The sequence below is a fragment of the Streptomyces toyocaensis genome, assembly GCF_000725125.1.
Lineage (GTDB): Bacteria > Actinomycetota > Actinomycetes > Streptomycetales > Streptomycetaceae > Streptomyces > Streptomyces toyocaensis.
The window spans coordinates 678,176-695,562 of record NZ_JFCB01000001.1 but is presented as its reverse complement, the minus strand read 5'-3'; the positions used below and the strand labels follow the sequence as shown (position 1 = coordinate 695,562).

Here is a 17,387-nt window from a genome sequence, read left to right as displayed (position 1 = left end):
GTCACCTCCGGGTCGCCGTGCGCTGGACCCACAGATTGATGAGGACGGCGCCGAGGAGCATCACGCCGAGGAAGGCCTTGAACCAGTCGGGGTTCCAGCCGGCGTAGACGATGCCCTGCTGCACCATGCCGAACATGAAGGCGCCGAAGACGGGCCCGATCGCGGAGCCGTAGCCGCCGGTCAGCAGACAGCCGCCGATGACCGCCGCGGCGATGTAGATGAGCTCCTGGCCCACGCCCTCGCCGGACTGCACGGTGTTGAAGGAGAACAGGTTGTGCATGCCGACGAACCAGGCGCCGAAGCCGACCAGCATGAACAGCGAGATCTTGGTGAAGGTGACGGGGACGCCGACCGCGCGGGCGCTCTCCTTGTTGCCGCCGACCGCGAAGACCCAGTTGCCGTACTTGGTGCGCAGCAGGACCCAGGTGGCCAGGGCGGCGAAGACCAGCCACCACACCACGGTGATCTTCACCTGGACGCCGCCGACGTCGAAGCTGGAGGCGAAGAGCGCCTGGGCCTGGTCGAAGCCGTCCATGTCGCTGATGTCGTCGGTGGCGACGTTGCCGGTGACCAGCTTGGTCACCGCGAGGTTGACGCCCTGCAGGATCAGGAAGGTGCCGAGGGTGACCAGGAAGCTCGGCAGTCCCGTCTTTACCAGCATCCAGCCGTTGAACATGCCGACGGCGAGGGACACCACCAGGGCGACGACCACGCCCACCCACACGTTCAGGGTGAGCTGGTAGCTGAGCATGCTCGCGGTCAGCGCCGAGGTGACGACGGCGACACCGGCCGAGAGGTCGAACTCGCCGCCGATCATCAGCAGGGCCACGGGCAGCGCCATGATCCCGATGGTCGACGACTGGTACAGGATGTTCGCCATCGAGCTGCCGTCCCGCACCGGCGGGGCGGCGAACAGGAAGAACACCAGGACGGCCACGGCACCCAGGAACACGCCGACCTCGGGCCGGGCGAGCAGGCGCAGCGCCAGCGGGCGCCGCGCCGTCCGGCCGTCGGTCTGCCGGGGGCCGGGGGCCGGCGGTGTGTTCACCGCCGGCTCAGCCTGTTGGGCCTTGCTCATCACCGAGTGCCCTTCCCGGCGAACTCGGAGACCGCGTCGACGTTGGACTCGTCGACGAACGCCGGGCCGGTGAGCACCGGCTGCTCACCGCCGCCGCTGTAGTTGCCGTTGTTCTTGTAGAGCCACAGCCCGTCGACGGCGAGGTAGCCCTGGAGGTAGGGCTGCTGGTCCACCGCGAACTGGATGCCGCCGTCCTTGATGGCCCCGGTCAGCTGCTTGTTGAGGTCGAAGGTGGCGACCTTCGCCTTGCTTCCGGACTCTTCCACGGACTGCACCGCGGTCAGCGCGAAGGGCGCGCCGAGGGTGACGACGTAGTCGATGGAGGAGTCCTGCTTGAGCTTCGCGGTGATCGTCGACTTGACCGAGGGCATGTCCGTGCCGTTGACGTTGAGGACCTGGGTCTTGCCCTCGAAGGTCTTCTTCACCCCGTCGCAGCGCTGGGTCAGGCCGACGTTGCCCTGTTCCTGGACGACGCAGACGGCGTTCTTCGCGCCGACCTCGTTGAGCTTCTTGCCGAAGGCCTCGCCCGCGACGGACTCGTCCTGGCCGAAGAACTCCAGCAGGCCGAGGTCCTTCCAGTCGCTCACGCCGGAGTTGAGGCCGACGACCGGGATGCCGACCGCCTCGGCCTTGGCTATGACGCCCTTGAGCGCGTCCGGCTTGGCGAGGGTGACGGCGATGCCGTCGACCTTCTGGTCGATCGCGTTCTGCACCAGGTTGGCCTGGTTGCCGGCGTTCGGGTCGGCGGAGTAGACGAGCTTGACGTTGTCCTTGTCCGCGGCGGCCTGGGCGCCCTTGCGGACGATGTCCCAGAAGGTGTCACCGGGGGACTGGTGGGTGACGAGAGCGACCGTCATACGGGGCGTCGAGGCCTTGCCCGCCGAGGCGTCGGCGCCGCCTTCCTCGGACTTCTTGCCGCCCGAACCGCTGGAACAGCCGGCGAGGGTCAGGGCGGCTGCCGCTGCGACCGCGACGAACGGCGCGATTCTGCGGGAGCGGGTGAGAGAAGAGCGGTCCATCTGTCCTGCACCTCACTGTGCTACGCGGGGAAAGGGCGGGAGTCCGAGGATCCGGTGCCCGGAGCCTCGGAGATCCGGGTGTGTGCCGTGGCACACGGCTGTCGTGCTGGGACGCGATCCAATCCCCAGATACGGCTACTGTCAATACTTTGTTAAGACATCATTTCACGCGCTCGTCCGAATGTAAGTACAAACTATTGACATCGCCGCCCTCCGAGACCTACACCTGAGAGGCGGCAGGTCCCTGGAATCCACGCCCCCCACCGTGGCAGGGCGTCCCGGGACCCGCATCCCCAAGCGTTTCAGGAGCATCGCTTCATGGCCGACTCACCACAGTATTTCGACCTGATCACCATGGGTCGCATCGGGGTCGATCTTTATCCCCTGCAGACCGGTGTGCCGCTGTCACGAGTGGAGACATTCGGGAAGTTCCTGGGTGGTTCGGCCGCCAACGTCGCGGTCGCGGCCGCCCGGCTGGGCCGCTCCACGGCGGTGATCACCCGCACGGGGGCCGACCCGTTCGGCACCTACCTGCACGAGGCGCTGAGGGACTTCGGCGTCGACGACCGCTGGGTCACCCCCGTGCCCGCGTACCCCACCCCCGTGACCTTCTGCGAGATCTTCCCGCCGGACGACTTCCCGCTGTACTTCTACCGCCGGCCCAAGGCGCCCGACCTGGAGATCCACACCCGGGAGCTGGACCTGCCCGCCGTCCGCGCGGCCGGGATCTTCTGGGTCACCGGTACCGGCCTCAGCGAGGAGCCGAGCCGCTCGGCCACCCTCGACGCACTGGCGGCGCGCGACAGGGCCGGCACCACCGTGTTCGACCTGGACTGGCGTCCCATGTTCTGGCGGGACACCGGCCAGGCGCGTCCGTACTACCGCGAGGCACTGCGCCACGCCACGGTGGCGGTCGGCAACCTCGACGAGTGCGAGGTCGCCACCGGCGTGCGGGACCCCGAGGCATGCGCCGAGGCGCTGCTGGCGGCCGGTGTGGAGCTGGCCGTGGTCAAGCAGGGCCCCAGGGGCGTGCTCGCCGTGCACCGCGACGGTACCCGGGCCGAGGTGCCCCCGGTGCCGGTCGAGGTGGTCAACGGCCTCGGTGCGGGAGACGCCTTCGGCGGCTCGCTCTGCCACGGCCTGCTGTCCGGCTGGGACCTGGAGCGGACCATGCGCCACGCCAACGCCGCCGGCGCCCTCGTCGCCTCGCGCCTCGCCTGTTCGTCCGCCATGCCGACCCCGTCGGAGGTCGCGGACCTCCTCGCGCGGGCCGCCTCGCCGGACGCGGCGGGCCTGCCGAGCCAGTCCTGAACGGAGCCCTCCCTTGAATCTCAGCATCCCCGACCTCACCGCGGTCCGCGCCCGCCATCCCGAGGCCGTCGCCGAGGCGGCCGCCCGCCGGGCCCGGCGTCCGCTGATCGGCGACAGCGGCCGGCTGATGATCGTGGCCGCCGACCACCCCGCCCGGGGCGCGCTCGGCATCGGCGACCGGCGCCTGGCCATGGCGGACCGCGCCGACCTGCTGGAACGTCTCTGCGTCGCGCTGTCCCGGCCGGGCGTGGACGGGGTGCTGGCCACCGCCGACATCCTGGAGGACCTGCTGCTGCTCGGGGCGCTGGAGAACAAGGTCGTCATGGGTTCGATGAACCGCGGCGGGCTGGCCGGAGCGTCCTTCGAGATGGACGACCGCTTCACCGGCCACCGCGCCGAGGACATCGCCCGGCTGGGCTTCGACGCCGGCAAACTGCTGGTCCGGGTCGACTACGACGACCCGGGCTCGCTGACCACCCTGGAGTCCGCCGCGCGCGCGGTCGACGCCATGGCCGCGCACCGGCTGCCGGTGTTCGTGGAGCCGTTCATCTCGCGCCGGGTGGACGGCCGGGTCCGCAACGACCTGTCCGCCGAGGCCGTCACCCGTTCCATCGCCATCGCCTCCGGGCTGGGCGGCACCTCCGCCTACACCTGGCTGAAGCTGCCGGTCACCGACGACGTCGACGACATGTCCGAGGTGCTGCGGACCTCGACGCTGCCCGTCGTCCTGCTCGGCGGCGAGGTGGGCGACCAGGAGGCGGCGTACGAACGCTGGGGCAAGGCGCTGCGGCTGCCCACGGTGCAGGGGATGGTCGTCGGCCGCTCGCTGCTCTACCCGGCCGGAGGCAGTGTGGAGACGGCGGTGGACACGGCCGTCGGCCTGTTGTGAGAAGCCCGTCCGACCACGGAGGCATGGCATGACGCATCACCTTCCCGCAGGCGGGGCCGCCGGCCCCTACGCCGTCGACGTGACCCCCGAGACCGCCGGCTGGGGTTACTCCAGCCTGCGCGTCCTGGAGCTGGAGCCGGGCGGCATCCACACCTTCGACGCCGGTGACAGCGAGTGGATCGTGCTGCCGCTGAGCGGCGGCTGCACGGTCGCGGCGGACGACGACCACGGCCACGACACCTTCGAGCTCACGGGCCGCGCCAGTGTGTTCGACGGTGTCACCGACTTCGCCTACGTCCCGCGCGACGCCCGCGCGACGGTGTCCTCGGCCGGCGGCGGACGGTTCGCGCTCACCGGCGCCCGCTGCACCCGCCGGCTGCCCGCCCGTTACGGGCCGGCCACCGGCGTCCCCGTGGAACTGCGCGGCACCGGGAACTGCTCCCGGCAGGTCAACAACTTCGGCGCCGCGGACGCGTTCGAGTGCGACAAGCTCATCGCCGTCGAAGTGCTCACGCCGGGCGGCAACTGGTCCTCCTTCCCGCCGCACAAGCACGACGAGCACCGGCCGGGCGAGGAGTCGGTGCTCGAGGAGATCTACTACTTCGAGTTCACCGGCCACGACGGCACCCCCGGCCTCGGCTACCAGCGGGTCTCCCCCTCCGGCCCGGGCCGCGACACGGACGTCCTGGCAGAGGTGCGCGACGGCGACGTCGTCCTCGTCCCGGACGGCTGGCACGGGCCCTCCATGGCCGTGCCGGGCCATCACATGTACTACCTCAACGTCATGGCGGGGCCCGGGGCCGAACGCGCCTGGCTGATCTGCGACCACCCCGACCACGCCTGGATCCGCGACACCTGGCAGGGCCGGCCGGTCGACCCCCGGCTCCCCCTCTACACCGCACCGGAGAGGTCCGCATGAGTGCCACCACCCGCCGACTGACGACCGCCCAGGCCCTGGTGCGGTTCCTGTCCGCCCAGTACACCGAGCGCGACGGCGTGCGCCGCCGGCTGATCGCCGGCACCTGGGGCATCTTCGGTCACGGCAACGTGGCCGGTATCGGGCAGGCCCTCGTCGAGCACCGCGACGTCATGCCGTACCACCAGGGCCGCAACGAGCAGGCGATGGTGCACGCCGCCGTCGGCCACGCCCGCCAGCTGAACCGGCTCTCGGCGCAGGCGGTGACGACCTCCATCGGTCCCGGGGCGACCAACCTGGTCACCGGCGCCGCCCTCGCCACCATCAACCGGCTGCCGGTGCTGCTGCTCCCCGGCGACTACTTCGCCTCCCGCGTCGCCGACCCGCTGCTCCAGCAGCTGGAGCACCCGGTCGAGGCCGACGTGTCGGTCAACGACACGCTCCGCCCGGTGTCGAGGTACTTCGACCGCGTCACCCGCCCCGAGGCGCTGATCCCCTCCGCGCTGAACGCCGTGCGGGTGCTCGCCGACCCGGCCGAGACCGGCGCCGTCACCCTCGCACTGCCGCAGGACGTGCAGGCCGAGGCCTACGACTGGCCGGAGGAGTTCTTCGCCGAGCGGGTCTGGTCCGTGCGCCGTCCCGCCCCCGACCCGGTGGAGCTGACGGCGGCCGCGGCGGCCGTACGGGCGGCGCGGCGGCCGCTGGTCGTCGCGGGCGGCGGGGTGCACCACAGCGAGGCGGAGGAGGCACTGAGGGCGTTCGTGGACGCCACCGGCGTCCCCGTCGCCTCCACCCAGACCGGCAAGGGCTCCCTGCGCCACGACCACCCCGCCGACCTCGGCGGCATCGGCCACACCGGCACGGCGGTGAGCAACGCACTCGCGCGCACCGCCGACCTGGTGATCGGCGTCGGCACGCGGTACTCCGACTTCACCACCGCCTCCGGCACCCTCTTCCAGCACCCGGACGTGCGCTTCCTCAACCTCAACATCACCGGCTTCGACGCCCACAAGCTGGCGGCGCGCACCCTGGTATGCGACGCGCGGACGGGTCTGGAGCAGCTCACCGAGGCCCTCGCCGGGCACCGGGTGCCGGAGCCGTACGAGGCGGAGTACAGGGCCGGCAAGGAGCGCTGGGAGCAGGTGGTCGAGGCCGCCTACCGGGCCGACGACGACGCGGCCGTCCCGACCCAGACGCAGGTGCTGGGCGCGCTGGACGCGGTCGTCGGCGACGAGGACGTGGTGATCAACGCGGCCGGTTCGCTCCCCGGCGACCTGCACAAACTGTGGCGCTCGCGCAGCCCCCGCCAGTACCACCTGGAGTACGGCTACTCCTGCATGGGCTACGAGATCCCGGCCTCCCTGGGTGTCCAGCAGGCGGCACCCGGCACCCCGGTCTGGGCGCTGGTCGGCGACGGCACCTATCTGATGATGCCGACGGAGATCGTCACCGCCGTCCAGGAGGGTCTGCCGGTCAACATGGTCCTGATCCAGAATCACGGCTACGCCTCCATCGGCGGCCTGTCCGAGGAGACCGGCGGCGAGCGCTTCGGCACCGCCTACCGCCACCGCGCCGCCGACGGCGGCTTCACCGGCGCCCCGCTGCCCGTCGACCTCGCCGCGAACGCGGCCAGCCTCGGCATGGACGTGCTGCGCGCCAAGACCGTGCGGGAGCTGCGCGACGCGCTGGCCGAGGCCCGCGCCTCCGACCGTCCGACGTGCGTGTACGTCGAGACGGATCCGACGCCCACCGCTCCCCCGGCCGAGGCCTGGTGGGACGTCCCGGTGGCCGAGGTGGCGTCCCGTGAGGCGGCGGTCCGGGCCCGCGAACGGTACGACTCGCAGGTCGCCGGCCGCCGCCGCCACCTCTGAACCCGCCCGCACCGACCGCGTCCCCACAGGAAGGCACCTCCCATGGCGAAGACCGGTGACCCCGCACGCGCCGCGACCGGACCCGCGCTGAGCACCCTGGACTTCGCCCTGGACCGGGGCAGTCCGGTGCCGCTGTACCACCAGCTCGCCCAGCAGCTCGAGGCGGCGATCGAGCACGGCGTCCTCGCTCCCGGCAATCTCCTGGGCAACGAGGTCGACCTCTCCGTACGCCTCGGTCTGTCCCGCCCCACCGTCCGCCAGGCCATCCAGTCCCTCGTCGACAAGGGGCTCCTGGTCCGGCGGCGCGGGGTGGGCACCCAGGTGGTGCACAGTCAGGTCAGGCGCCCCCTGGAGCTGAGCAGCCTGTACGACGACCTGGAGGCGGCCGGCCAGGGCCCGACCACACAGGTCGTCCGCAACGAGACGGTCCCGGCCCCGGGCGACGTCGCCGCCGCCCTCGGGCTGGCGGAGGGCGGCGAGGTCGTCCTCCTGGAACGGCTGCGGCGCACCCACGGCCGGCCGGTCGCCCTGCTGTGCAACTACCTCCCGGGGGACCTGCTGGAGCTGGACACCGCCCGCCTGGAGTCGACCGGCCTCTACCGGATGCTGCGGTCGGCCGGCGTCACCCTGCACAGCGCCCGCCAGACCGTCGGCGCCCGCTCGGCCACCGCCCAGGAGGCCGCCCGCCTCGACGAGAGGGAGGGCGCCGCCCTGCTCACCATGCAGCGCACGGCCTACGACGACACGGGCCGGCCGGTGGAGTACGGCACCCACATCTACCGCGCGTCCCGGTACTCGTTCGACTTCCAGCTGCTGGTCAGGTCCTGAGGCCGGCGCTGAACGGGGTGACCGGGCGCGGCAGCCGCTCGCCGTCCACGGTGAGGTCGACCACCTCGTTGAAGAAGGCCACACGGCCCTTGATCGCGGCCACGGCGGGCAGCGGATCGGGATAGCTCCACAGGATGTCCGGCGGCACGGCGCCCGCACCGTGCCAGGACCAGTACTCCCGCGCCGTGCCCTTGTACGGGCACCGGGTGCTGTGGTCCGTGGGCTCGAAGAGATCCAGACGCACGTCCTCACGCGGCAGGTAGTAGCGGATCGGCAGCGACGTCTCGAAGAGCAGGACCGGTGCGCGGGTGTCGGCGACGACCGTGCCGCCGATCTCCACGAGGACGTGGCGGCTGCTGGGCATGGCGTCCACCCGCTTGTACGGGTCGCGGGGGTGGACGAAGACCTCCTCGTCCTCCTCGTACCAGTGGTCGAGTCCGGTGCCGGTGCGCCCGAACCACGCGAAGGCGATGTGCCCGGACAGGTCCTCGCCGGGGAAGGTCCAGGCGGCGTTCGGGCGCGGGTCGCCGCCCGCGACGAGGTCGTAGAAGACCGCCGGGCCCGTGCGCTCCTCCACGGGCGGGTGCCGGGCGGGTCGCAGCAGGTCCGTGCGCACCTCCTCGCGGGGGAAGGCCTACTGCGGGACGGGTAGCCGCGGCTCCCAGACGAGCACCGGGTGGCGGCTGTCGACGACGGTGACGTCGCCCCGGACGCCGCGCACCCAGCGCTCGCTGGGCTCCCACAGCAGGCCTTCGGGGGTCGCCCGCAGGGCACGGGCGGCGGGGTGGGTGGTCATGGCGGGGCTCTCCTTCGTGGGTCCGGGTACCCCTTCCACGGTCCCACCGGGCGGCGCGGACGTCTCAGTGCGCCGCGTCCAGCCGGGCCCGCTGCTCCGGGGACAGTTCGAGGTCCACCGCCGCCAGGTTCTCCTCGAGCTGGGCCGGGGAGGACACCCCGGCGAGCGGGATGACCGGCAGTGCGTGGCCGATCTGCCAGGCCAGGACCACCTGGCCCGGCGTCGCGCCGGTCTCCCGGGCGATCTCGTGCAGCACCGCGAGGCGGGCCGGGGTGCCCGGGTGGTCGTAGTCGTGGGGCAGCCGTCCGGGGTGCGTGTAGGCGCCCTTGAGCAGCGGCGAGTAGGCGACCAGGGTCAGTGCCGGCTCGGCTCGGAGGTAGCAGGCCAGTTCCGCCCCCGCGTGGCCGAGACTGCCGTCCGGGAAGAGGTCGGCCGGGATGTCGGTACGGGGGCGCAGATGGCTGTGCTGGTACTGCAGGACCTCGTAGCCGGGCAGTCCGGCCGCCGCCGCGAGCGCGCGGGCCCGCTCCACCCGCCACACGGCCTGGTTGCTCACGCCGAGCAGTCCCACGGTGCCGTCGGCGACGAGGCCGCCGAAGGCCTCGACCGTCTCCCGCTGCGGGACGGTGTGGTCGTCGATGTGCGCGTACAGCAGGTCCAGCCGCTCCAGCCCCAGCCTCTCGCGGCTGCGCTCGGACGACTCCCGGATCACCTTCGCGGACAGCCCCTCGGGGTTGTCGGTGTAGCTCGTGCCGGGGGCGAGGGGCCGCGCGCCGAGCTTGGTGGCGAAGACGATCTCGTTCCCCACGCCCCGGCTGCGCCGCCAGCGGCCGAGCAGTTCCTCGCTCTGTCCGCCCTGGCCGCCGTCGGTCCAGAAGGCGTAGTTGTCGGACGTGTCGATGAAGTTCCCGCCGGCCTCGGCATAGCGGTCGAGCAGGGCGAAGGCGGTCTTCTCGTCGGTCACCGACCCGAACAGCATCGCGCCGAGCGCGAGTACGCTCACGCGACGGCTGTGCGGACCGGTTCCGATGGTGCGGTACTTCATGGCGGATCCCTCCCGTTTCCCACCCCGTTGCCGGGGGACGGAACGGGAGTCTTCCCGCTGAAGTGCGCTCCAGGTCAAGGGAGCGGCGCCGTGTCCTGGCCGACGAGCCGAGTGGAGGGGGGAACCGGGTGGAGCGGGAGGGCGGCGATGCGCGGCGGACGGCGGTGCCGTGGGGCCGGTGCGTGTGGACGCGGGGCCGGGTGCTCGCCGGGTGCGCCGTGCTGACGGCGGGGCTGCTGGCGTTCCCCGGGGCGGTGCCCGACTCGCCGGGCCGGCTGGGCAGTCTGCTGGACACGTTCCTGCCGTGGCTGGGTCTGGTGATCGTCCTGCTCACCGGTTGGGCCCTGCTGCGCCGTTCGGCCGTCGCCCTGCTGGCCCTGCTGCTGCCCGCCGCCGCCTGGACACAGTTGTACGCCGGATCGCTGCTGCCCGGGGCGGCGTCCGGCCCGCGCGGCCTGGTGGTGGTGCAGCACAACGTCAGCGACGAGAACCCCGACCCGGCGGGCACGGCCCGGGCCCTGGCCGGCACCGGGCCCGACCTCATCGCGCTGCAGGAGCTGGTGCCTGCCGCGCTGCCGGTCTACGCCAGGACGCTCGCCGCGGACTACCCGTACCACGCCGTCCGGGGCACCGTCGGGCTGTGGTCGAGGTATCCGCTCACCGGCTCACGCCCGCTGGACATCAGGCCCCGGGGCATTACGGGGCCGTGGAACCGCGGACTGCGGGCCGTGGTGCACACCCCGCACGGCGCGGTCGCGGCGTACGTCGCGCACCTGCCCTCGGTCCGCTTCGGCGCGGGGGGCCTGGCCTCCTCCCGGCGCGACGAGAGTGCCGGGATGCTGGGCAGGGCCCTGGCCGCCGAGCGGCTGGACCGGGTGATCCTGCTGGGCGACCTCAACGGCACGGTCGACGACCGCGGACTGGCCCCGCTGACCTCACGGTTGGACGGGGCGCGGCGGGGCTTCGCCTTCAGCTACCCCGCGGGCCTGCCGCTGGTGCGGATCGACCAGGTCATGGCGCGCTCGGCGCGCGTCGACCACATCCGCGCCCTGCCCGCCACCGGCAGCGACCATCTTCCGGTGGCGGCCCGGGTCACCCTGCTCTGACGCCGCCGAAGGGCCCTCAAGGGCGGCCCACGTCACGTCCCTGGCCCTCACCCGGGGATAGCCGGGCCGCCGGGCAGGAGGACGCGTACGGGAAGCACGGACACGGAAAGGGTCAGTTTGGTCAGGACTCTCGGCTGCCGACTGCCGTCCGGCAGCCGGTCCTTGGGTCCTCCGAAGGGAGACCGATGCACAGACCACGGGCCGTAAGGCTCCTGGCCTCGGGTGCGGCGCTCGCGGTCCCCGCGACCGTCGCGCCGGTGACGCCGGCGTTCGCCGCGCCACCCGGCACGGGCCGACTCGTCGACGGTCTCCGCGACTTCCTGGTTCAGCAGGACACCGACCCACGGCGTCCTCGGACCGGATGCCGACGCGCTGTCCGACTCGGGCGGTTGGCCGGGGGCCGTGCGCGAGGCTCTCGGGACGGCACAGCAGTACGGGCTGCCGCGGGAAGCCGCCATGTTCTACCCGAGTACGCACGGCGCTCCCTTCACGGTCGTCTCCGCCCGGTCCGGCGAGCGGTACTGGAGGCTGGGCCGGCACGATGCCCAGCTGAATCCCGGCTACTACGTGCCCGACTACGTCCCCGACGGCGACGGGCATACGAGGAGGTGCAACTCGACGCCGACTGACGGGTGCCGCTGAGTGAGGAGGAGCCCTGCCCGGAGCAGATCCGGGCAGGGCCCCGTCCCGTTCCCCTCGGCGGACGAAGGGGAGGAACCCCGGAAACGATGATCGAGGTGCCCGTCGCCGACGTCGTCCCCGCCTGGGGGCCGAGCACCTGGGGAGGCCCGACCGGACACCGTGCCCGGGCGGGCCTCGGCCGCTTCCGTGCGGCCGGCGGTTCCGTCAGTCCCAGCGGTCCTCGTTGAGGAAACGGGCCACCGCACGCCAGGAGTTGGGCCCCATCACGCCGTCGATGGGGCCGGTGTAGCCGTACTTGGCGGCCAGCCGCTGGAGGGCCATGTAGGTGTACTTGCCCGGGACCCCGTCGATGGGGCCGGTGTAGCCGTAGTGGTCACGCATGTTCCGCTGGAGGGCCATGTAGGTGTTCACCCCCGGGACGCCGTCGATCGGTCCGGTGTAACCGGACTCGATCGACAGCCAGTTCTGCGCCCGCATCCAGAAGACCGTCCCCGGCACGCCGTCGTACTCCGTCGAGGTCTTCGGCAGCGCGCCGCCCCCGCCTCCGAGGTAGGTGAGCGGGTTGATGCGGACCCCGTTGGGGTCGATCATGTGCCAGTGGACGTGCGGACCGGTGGACGAGCCGGAACCGGGGGCCCCCACCGCTCCGCCGGAGAGTCCGACGGCGCCGCCGATGCCGACCCAGGTTCCGTTGGCGAGCAGGAACTGGGAGAGGTGCATGTACTGCGTGCGGTAGCCGTTGCTGTGCCGGATGGTCACCGTGTGCCCGCCGGTCCCGTTGTCCGGGGTGTTGTAGACCGTTCCGGCACCGGCCGCGGGTAGCCGGGTGCCGACGCCCATGCCGTAGTCGATGCCGCCCAGGGAGCCCCTGTTGAGGTGGTCCTGCCACGTGCCGGTCATCGTGTAGCCGCTGAAGGGGTTGTAGAAGTCGGCGGCGTGCGCGGGGCCGGCGGCGAGCAGGCTCCCGCCGCCGACCGCGAGGCCGCCGACCGCGGCGGCGGCGCCGCGCATCAGCGTGCGTCTGCTCACGCCGGTCGAGGGTTCCGCAGAGGAGTGGTCGACGCACATACGGGCTCCCGGGGGGAAGAGAAGGTCGGGACGTTGGAACTTTGAAGCTATCCCTTCCCATGACGAGAGCATGTCATTTGCAGGATGCGGAGAGACGCGTTTGCGGACGGTGAGCCCCGACGTGACAACCGGTCCCCGACAATGGCCAAGGGCCGGTTTCGAATGCCTTCGAAACCGGCCCTTGGCCTGCGACTTCGCAAAGTCGGGACGGCAGGATTTGAACCTGCGACCCCTTGACCCCCAGTCAAGTGCGCTACCAAGCTGCGCCACGTCCCGGTGCGTTCACGTGCGGTGAAGTGAACCGCGTGATCGCGCGACCCTCACTTTACCCCACACCCACGCCCGCGCCGAAGCGAGTCCGGGCTTGGGACAATCGGGGCATGGACAGCACCGACAGCACTCCCCCGCACCGGACGGCCGCCGCGCGGGACCGGGACGCCGAGGGGCGGGCGCGCAACGCACGGCCCCGGGACGGGCTCGGGCGGCCCCTGCCGTACGGCGCGGAGGGGGTGCCGCGACAGCCCGAAGGGGTCGTGCGGCGGCCCGAGGAGAGCGTCGCGGAGGCACAGCGGCTGCTGGACGAGGGGAAGCCGTTCCACGCGCACGAGGTCTTCGAGGACGCGTGGAAGTCGGGGCCTCGGGAGGAACGGGAGCTGTGGCGGGGGCTGGCCCAGCTCGCCGTGGGGCTCACGCACGCCGCGCGCGGGAACGTCACCGGCGGGGCGCGGCTGCTGCGGCGCGGGGCCGGCGCGGTGGAGGAGTGGGCTGCGGGGGCGGGTCCCCGGCCGCACGGGATCGACCTTCCCGGTGTGATTGCCTGGGCCCGGGGGCTGGCTGCGGAAGCGGAGCGGGGCGGCGGCGTTGCGGTGGACGCGGCGGCGCGGGCGCCCCGGCTGCGGGGGCCTCGCTGACGGGAGACCGGACGCGGTGCACGGGCCGCCGGGGGTGTGGGGCAGACTCGGGGCGTGCGAGAGATTCATGTCATCGGTATCGGCGCGGGCGACCCCGACCAGCTGACCCTTCAGGCGGTCAAGGCGCTGCGGAGCACGGACGTGTTCTTCATCCTGGACAAGGGGGAGGCGAAGGCGGACCTGACCCGGCTGCGCCGGGACATGCTGGACGCGCACGTACCGGAGGGTGCCTACCGCGTCGTGGAGGCGCGTGACCCGGAGCGGGACCGCACGGCCGGCGGCCAGGCCTACTCCCCCGCCGTCGGGGACTGGCGCAGCGCCCGCGCGGACATCTACGAGCGGCTGATCGCGCGGGAACTGCGGGAGGACGAGACGGGAGCCTTCCTCGTGTGGGGCGACCCGTCGCTGTACGACAGCACCCTCGCGATCCTCGAAGAGGTCCTGGAGCGCGGAGCCGTTCCCTTCACGTACGACGTCGTGCCGGGCATCAGCAGTGTGTCGGCGCTGGTGGCCCGGCACCGTACGGGGCTCAACCGTGTCGCCCGTCCGGTGCAGATCACCACGGGCCGGCGGCTCGCCGAGGGCTTCCCGGAGGGCGTGGACGACGTGGTGGTGATGCTGGACGCCCATCAGGCCTTCCGTGCGTACGCCGAGCAGGACGTCGACATCTACTGGGGCGCCTACATCGGCACCCCGGACGAGATCCTCGTCTCCGGGCCCCTGGCGGAGGCCGGTCCCCGTATCGAGCGGCTGCGCGCGGAGGCCCGGGAGCGCAAGGGCTGGATCATGGACACGTACCTGCTGCGCCGCGGACCGGGCCAGGGCTGAGCCCGGCGGTCAGTGCGCGCGCAGGGCGTCGAGGCGGCGCAGGGCCTCCGGTACGTCGTCGACGGCGGCGACCCCGTCCGGCAGGGGCGGGCGTCGCACGACGACGACCGGGAGGCCGAGGTCGCGGGCCGCGGTGAGTTTGGCGGAGGTCGCCGCTCCCCCGCTGTCCTTCGTCACCAGTACGTCGATGCGGTGGTCGCGCAGGAGGGCCGTCTCGCCGGCCACGGTGAAGGGGCCGCGGGCCAGCAGCACGTGCGTATGCGCGGGCAGGGGTGGCCCGGGGGGCTCCACCGACCGCACGACGAACCGCAGTTCCGCCAGATGGGCGAAGGCCGCGAGGCCCAGGCGGCCCGTCGTGAGGAACACCCGGTGTCCGAGCCGGGGCAGCAGGGCGGCCGCCGCCTCCAGTGACGGGGCCGGGTGCCAGCGGTCCCCCGGACCGGGCCGCCAGGCGGGACGGCGCAGGACCACCAGGGGCACTCCGGTGGCCGTCGCCGCCCGTACCGCGTTCGCCGTGATCGTCCCGGCGAAGGGGTGCGTCGCGTCCACCACGCAGTCCACGCGCCGCTCGCGCAGCCAGGCGGCGAGTCCCTCCGCCCCGCCGAAGCCACCGACGCGCACGTCACCGGCGACGGCGCCCGGACGGCTCACCCGTCCGGCGAGCGAGGTGGTCACCCGCGTTCCGGGGCAGGTGGTCAGCGCGGCGGCCAGTTCGCGTGCCTCGGTGGTGCCGCCGAGGACCAGGACGTGCGGGGACATGCGCCGAGGGTACGGGGCCAGGGCGACACGTCCGGCGCCGGCCCGAGCGTGCGTGATCACCGTCCGGCCGCACGGATGCGCGCTCACGCCCTACGATGACGCCGGGCGACCGAAGGAGTCATGGCCGTGGACTGGAGCGAGCGGGGCTACCACGCCCAGCGCTGGGCGGCCCGGGGGGCGCTGGCCGCCGCCGCGCTCGCGGTGGCGACCCCGTTGGTCTACGGCGGGCTGCGCGGCCTGCTGCTGCTGGTGTGCGGGGTCGTGGGGCTGGCGCTGAGCGCCGCCGCCGTGTGGTGGACGCTGACCCTGCGGGGTCCGCTGCGCTGGGTGTCCGCGCTGATCGCCGTGTGCGTGCCGGCAGGTCTGCTCGCCCTGTTCGCGGTGACCCTGTTCTGGGGCCTGCTGATGTCGCTGGTCTTCTGGTGTCTCGCGGTGTGGAGCGGCCGCTTCGCGCTGCGCGGAACGGGCGGCGGGCACGCCGACCGGCGGGAGCGGCGGCTGCCGCCGCCCCGGAAGCCGGTGCTGATCATGAATCCCCGTTCGGGTGGCGGCAAGGTCGGCCGGTTCCGGCTGCGGGAGAAGGCCGAGCGGATGGGCGCCCGGGTGGTGGTTCTGGAGCCCGGCGAGCAGCACGACGTGACCGCGCTGGCCCGGGCCGCTGTCGCGGACGGGGCCGATCTGCTGGGCGCCGCCGGTGGCGACGGCACACAGGCGCTGGTCGCGGCCGTGGCCGCCGAGCACGACGTCCCGTTCCTGGTCATCAGCGCCGGGACCCGCAACCACTTCGCCCTGGACCTCGGCCTCGACCGGGGGGACCCGGCCGCCTGTCTCGACGCGCTGACCGACGGCGTGGAACTCCGCGTCGACCTGGGGTTCGCGGGTGAGCAGCCGTTCGTCAACAACGCCTCCTTCGGCGCGTACGCGGCGATCGTGCAGAGCCCCGCCTACCGCGACGACAAGATCGGCACCAGCCTGGAGATGCTGCCGGACCTGCTCACGGGTCAGCAGGGGCCCCGGCTGGTCGCCCGGGCGGGGGACACGGTGCTCGTCGCGCCGCAGGCCGTGCTGGTCAGCAACAATCCGTACCGCACCGGTGACCCCTTCGGGCTCGGCCGGCGTGAACGGCTCGACTCCGCCGTGCTGGGGGTCCTCGGGGTCAAACTGGAGGGCGCCATCAGCGCCGCCGGGCTGCTGCTCAACCCGGACCCGAGCGCGCTCACGAGCCTGACCGCTCCCGAGGTCGTGATCGAGGCGGACCGCGAGGAGATCGCGGCCGGCGTCGACGGGGAGGCCGTGGTGCTCCCGGCGCCCGTGCACTGCCGCATCGCGCCGGGCGTGCTCCGCGTCCGGGTCCCGCGCAAGCGGCCCGGCGTCACGCCGCCCCCGCCCCGGCTGGACTGGCGGCGGCTGCGGAAGCTGGCGGCGACGGTGGGCCGTACCGCCGCGCCCCGCCGGCTGCACCGCCCGTTCGCCGCGCCCCACGGGCCCCGGCGGCCGGACCGGCCGTCCTCCTCAGCCCACCAGTAGCTGTACGCCGCCCGCCACGGTCGCCGCGATGACCAACTGCTCGAAGAGCCGCTGGTTGATCCTGTCCACGGCCCATCTGCCGAGCAGCGCGCCGGGCACCACGAACAGCACCAGCGCGGCGTCGAGCAGCAGGGAGTCGGCGTCGATGAGACCGAGACCGGCGCTGAAGGGCAGCTTGGAGGTGTTGACGATCAGGAAGAAGAACGCCGAGGTGCCCAGGAACCCCAGCTTCCGGAAGCCCGCGGAGAGCAGGTACAGCGACATCACCGGGCCGCCCGCGTTGGCGACCATGGTGGTGAAGCCGCCGAGGACGCCGTAGGAGCGGGCCTTGACACGGCCCGCCCGGGTGGTGAGCCCGTCGGGCTCCTCCCCGGCAGCGGCCCGGCGCCGCCGCCAGACCGTCACCCCGGCCATCAGCAGCAGGATCGCCCCGATCGAGGTCCGTACGACGCCGTCGTCGGCCCACATCAGGAACACGGTGCCGACGACGACGCCCGCGGCGACCGCCGGGAACAGCCGCCACAGCGTCGGCCAGTGGGCGTGCCGCCGGTAGACGAGGACGGCGAGCACGTCACCGGCGATCAGGATGGGCAGCAGGACGCCGGTGGAGGCGCGGGCGGGCAGGACGGCGGCGAAGATCGCGAGACTGACCGTGTTGGCCCCGCTGACGGCGGTCTTGGAGAAGCCGACGAGCAGGGCGGCGAAGGCGAGCGCGGCGAATTCCCAGCCGTCGAGGTGCCAGAGCGTCATGGTGTTCATTGCGGGGACCGATGCTACGTGCAAGCAACGGATG

16 protein-coding genes, 1 tRNA gene and 1 pseudogene are annotated in these 17,387 nt (G+C 72.9%); 10 read left to right on the top strand and 8 right to left on the bottom strand.

Annotated features, from left to right (window positions below):
• Position 1: 1 nt before the first annotated feature.
• Positions 2–1,078: an ABC transporter permease gene (locus tag BU52_RS02935; protein ID WP_037927248.1), complete on the bottom strand. Its 1,077-nt coding sequence runs from the start codon at positions 1,076–1,078 to the stop codon at positions 2–4.
• Positions 1,078–2,097, bottom strand: a complete 1,020-nt coding sequence (locus BU52_RS02930; protein ID WP_037927245.1) for a sugar ABC transporter substrate-binding protein — start codon at positions 2,095–2,097, stop codon at positions 1,078–1,080. Before BU52_RS02930 ends, BU52_RS02935 begins: the two co-directional genes overlap by 1 nt.
• A 318-nt stretch (positions 2,098–2,415) precedes the next feature.
• Here BU52_RS02930 and iolC point away from each other — a divergent pair, with 318 nt between their 5' ends.
• Genes iolC through BU52_RS02905 form a run of 5 tightly spaced genes read left to right on the top strand, consistent with a single transcriptional unit; the run spans position 2,416 to position 7,912 of the window.
• Entirely contained in the window at positions 2,416–3,408 is a 993-nt protein-coding gene (iolC, locus tag BU52_RS02925; protein ID WP_037927242.1) for a 5-dehydro-2-deoxygluconokinase, read from the top strand.
• 13 nt (positions 3,409–3,421) lie between these two features.
• Positions 3,422–4,297, top strand: a complete 876-nt coding sequence (locus BU52_RS02920; RefSeq protein WP_037927240.1) for a Cgl0159 family (beta/alpha)8-fold protein — start codon at positions 3,422–3,424, stop codon at positions 4,295–4,297.
• A 28-nt stretch (positions 4,298–4,325) separates the two neighbouring features.
• Positions 4,326–5,216 carry a 5-deoxy-glucuronate isomerase gene (gene iolB, locus BU52_RS02915; protein WP_037927238.1) on the top strand — a complete coding sequence of 297 codons (891 nt, stop codon included), beginning with the start codon at positions 4,326–4,328 and terminating at the stop codon, positions 5,214–5,216.
• Positions 5,213–7,084, top strand: coding sequence for a 3D-(3,5/4)-trihydroxycyclohexane-1,2-dione acylhydrolase (decyclizing) (iolD, locus tag BU52_RS02910; RefSeq protein ID WP_037927236.1), 1,872 nt, complete (start codon positions 5,213–5,215; stop codon positions 7,082–7,084). Before iolB ends, iolD begins: the two co-directional genes overlap by 4 nt.
• 42 nt (positions 7,085–7,126) lie before the next feature.
• Positions 7,127–7,912, top strand: a complete 786-nt coding sequence (locus BU52_RS02905; RefSeq protein ID WP_037927235.1) for a GntR family transcriptional regulator — start codon at positions 7,127–7,129, stop codon at positions 7,910–7,912.
• Here BU52_RS02905 and BU52_RS02900 read toward each other — a convergent pair.
• Together BU52_RS02900 and BU52_RS02895 are read right to left on the bottom strand one after the other, a co-directional pair.
• Positions 7,902–8,708: pseudogene (locus tag BU52_RS02900) on the bottom strand (DUF427 domain-containing protein). The gene BU52_RS02905 and the pseudogene BU52_RS02900 overlap by 11 nt on opposite strands.
• A 64-nt stretch (positions 8,709–8,772) precedes the next feature.
• Complete coding sequence (locus BU52_RS02895) at positions 8,773–9,753, bottom strand: aldo/keto reductase (protein WP_037927234.1); 981 nt, start codon at positions 9,751–9,753, stop codon at positions 8,773–8,775.
• A 164-nt stretch (positions 9,754–9,917) separates the two neighbouring features.
• Here BU52_RS02895 and BU52_RS02890 point away from each other — a divergent pair, with 164 nt between their 5' ends.
• On the top strand, positions 9,918–10,859 hold the full coding sequence (locus tag BU52_RS02890; protein WP_235216250.1) for an endonuclease/exonuclease/phosphatase family protein: 942 nt from the start codon (positions 9,918–9,920) through the stop codon (positions 10,857–10,859).
• Positions 10,860–11,315: 456 nt separating this feature from the next.
• On the top strand, positions 11,316–11,501 hold the full coding sequence (locus BU52_RS02885) for a hypothetical protein (RefSeq protein ID WP_157847801.1): 186 nt from the start codon (positions 11,316–11,318) through the stop codon (positions 11,499–11,501).
• 204 nt (positions 11,502–11,705) lie between these two features.
• On the opposite strand, the gene BU52_RS02880 is transcribed toward BU52_RS02885, so the two are convergent.
• Entirely contained in the window at positions 11,706–12,530 is an 825-nt protein-coding gene (locus tag BU52_RS02880) for a M23 family metallopeptidase (RefSeq protein ID WP_167343492.1), read from the bottom strand.
• A 241-nt stretch (positions 12,531–12,771) separates the two neighbouring features.
• Positions 12,772–12,845 (bottom strand) — tRNA-Pro (locus tag BU52_RS02875).
• Between the two features lie 104 nt (positions 12,846–12,949).
• Between BU52_RS02875 and BU52_RS02870 the strand changes: the two genes are divergently transcribed.
• Entirely contained in the window at positions 12,950–13,480 is a 531-nt protein-coding gene (locus tag BU52_RS02870) for a DUF309 domain-containing protein (RefSeq protein ID WP_037927225.1), read from the top strand.
• Positions 13,481–13,534: 54 nt separating this feature from the next.
• Positions 13,535–14,308, top strand: coding sequence for a precorrin-6A synthase (deacetylating) (cobF, locus tag BU52_RS02865; RefSeq protein ID WP_037927223.1), 774 nt, complete (start codon positions 13,535–13,537; stop codon positions 14,306–14,308).
• A gap of 9 nt (positions 14,309–14,317) precedes the next feature.
• Here cobF and BU52_RS02860 read toward each other — a convergent pair whose 3' ends face one another.
• A complete protein-coding gene (locus tag BU52_RS02860) occupies positions 14,318–15,067 on the bottom strand; it encodes a cobalt-precorrin-6A reductase (protein WP_037927221.1) in 750 nt (249 codons plus the stop codon).
• A 120-nt stretch (positions 15,068–15,187) separates the two neighbouring features.
• On the opposite strand from BU52_RS02860, the gene BU52_RS02855 reads away from it, so the two are divergent.
• Complete coding sequence (locus BU52_RS02855) at positions 15,188–16,594, top strand: diacylglycerol/lipid kinase family protein (RefSeq protein ID WP_037927218.1); 1,407 nt, start codon at positions 15,188–15,190, stop codon at positions 16,592–16,594.
• Here the strand turns inward: BU52_RS02855 and BU52_RS02850 are convergent.
• Entirely contained in the window at positions 16,580–17,353 is a 774-nt protein-coding gene (locus BU52_RS02850) for a sulfite exporter TauE/SafE family protein (RefSeq protein WP_078903075.1), read from the bottom strand. The two genes, BU52_RS02855 and BU52_RS02850, sit on opposite strands and share 15 nt — an antisense overlap.
• Positions 17,354–17,387: the final 34 nt, after the last annotated feature.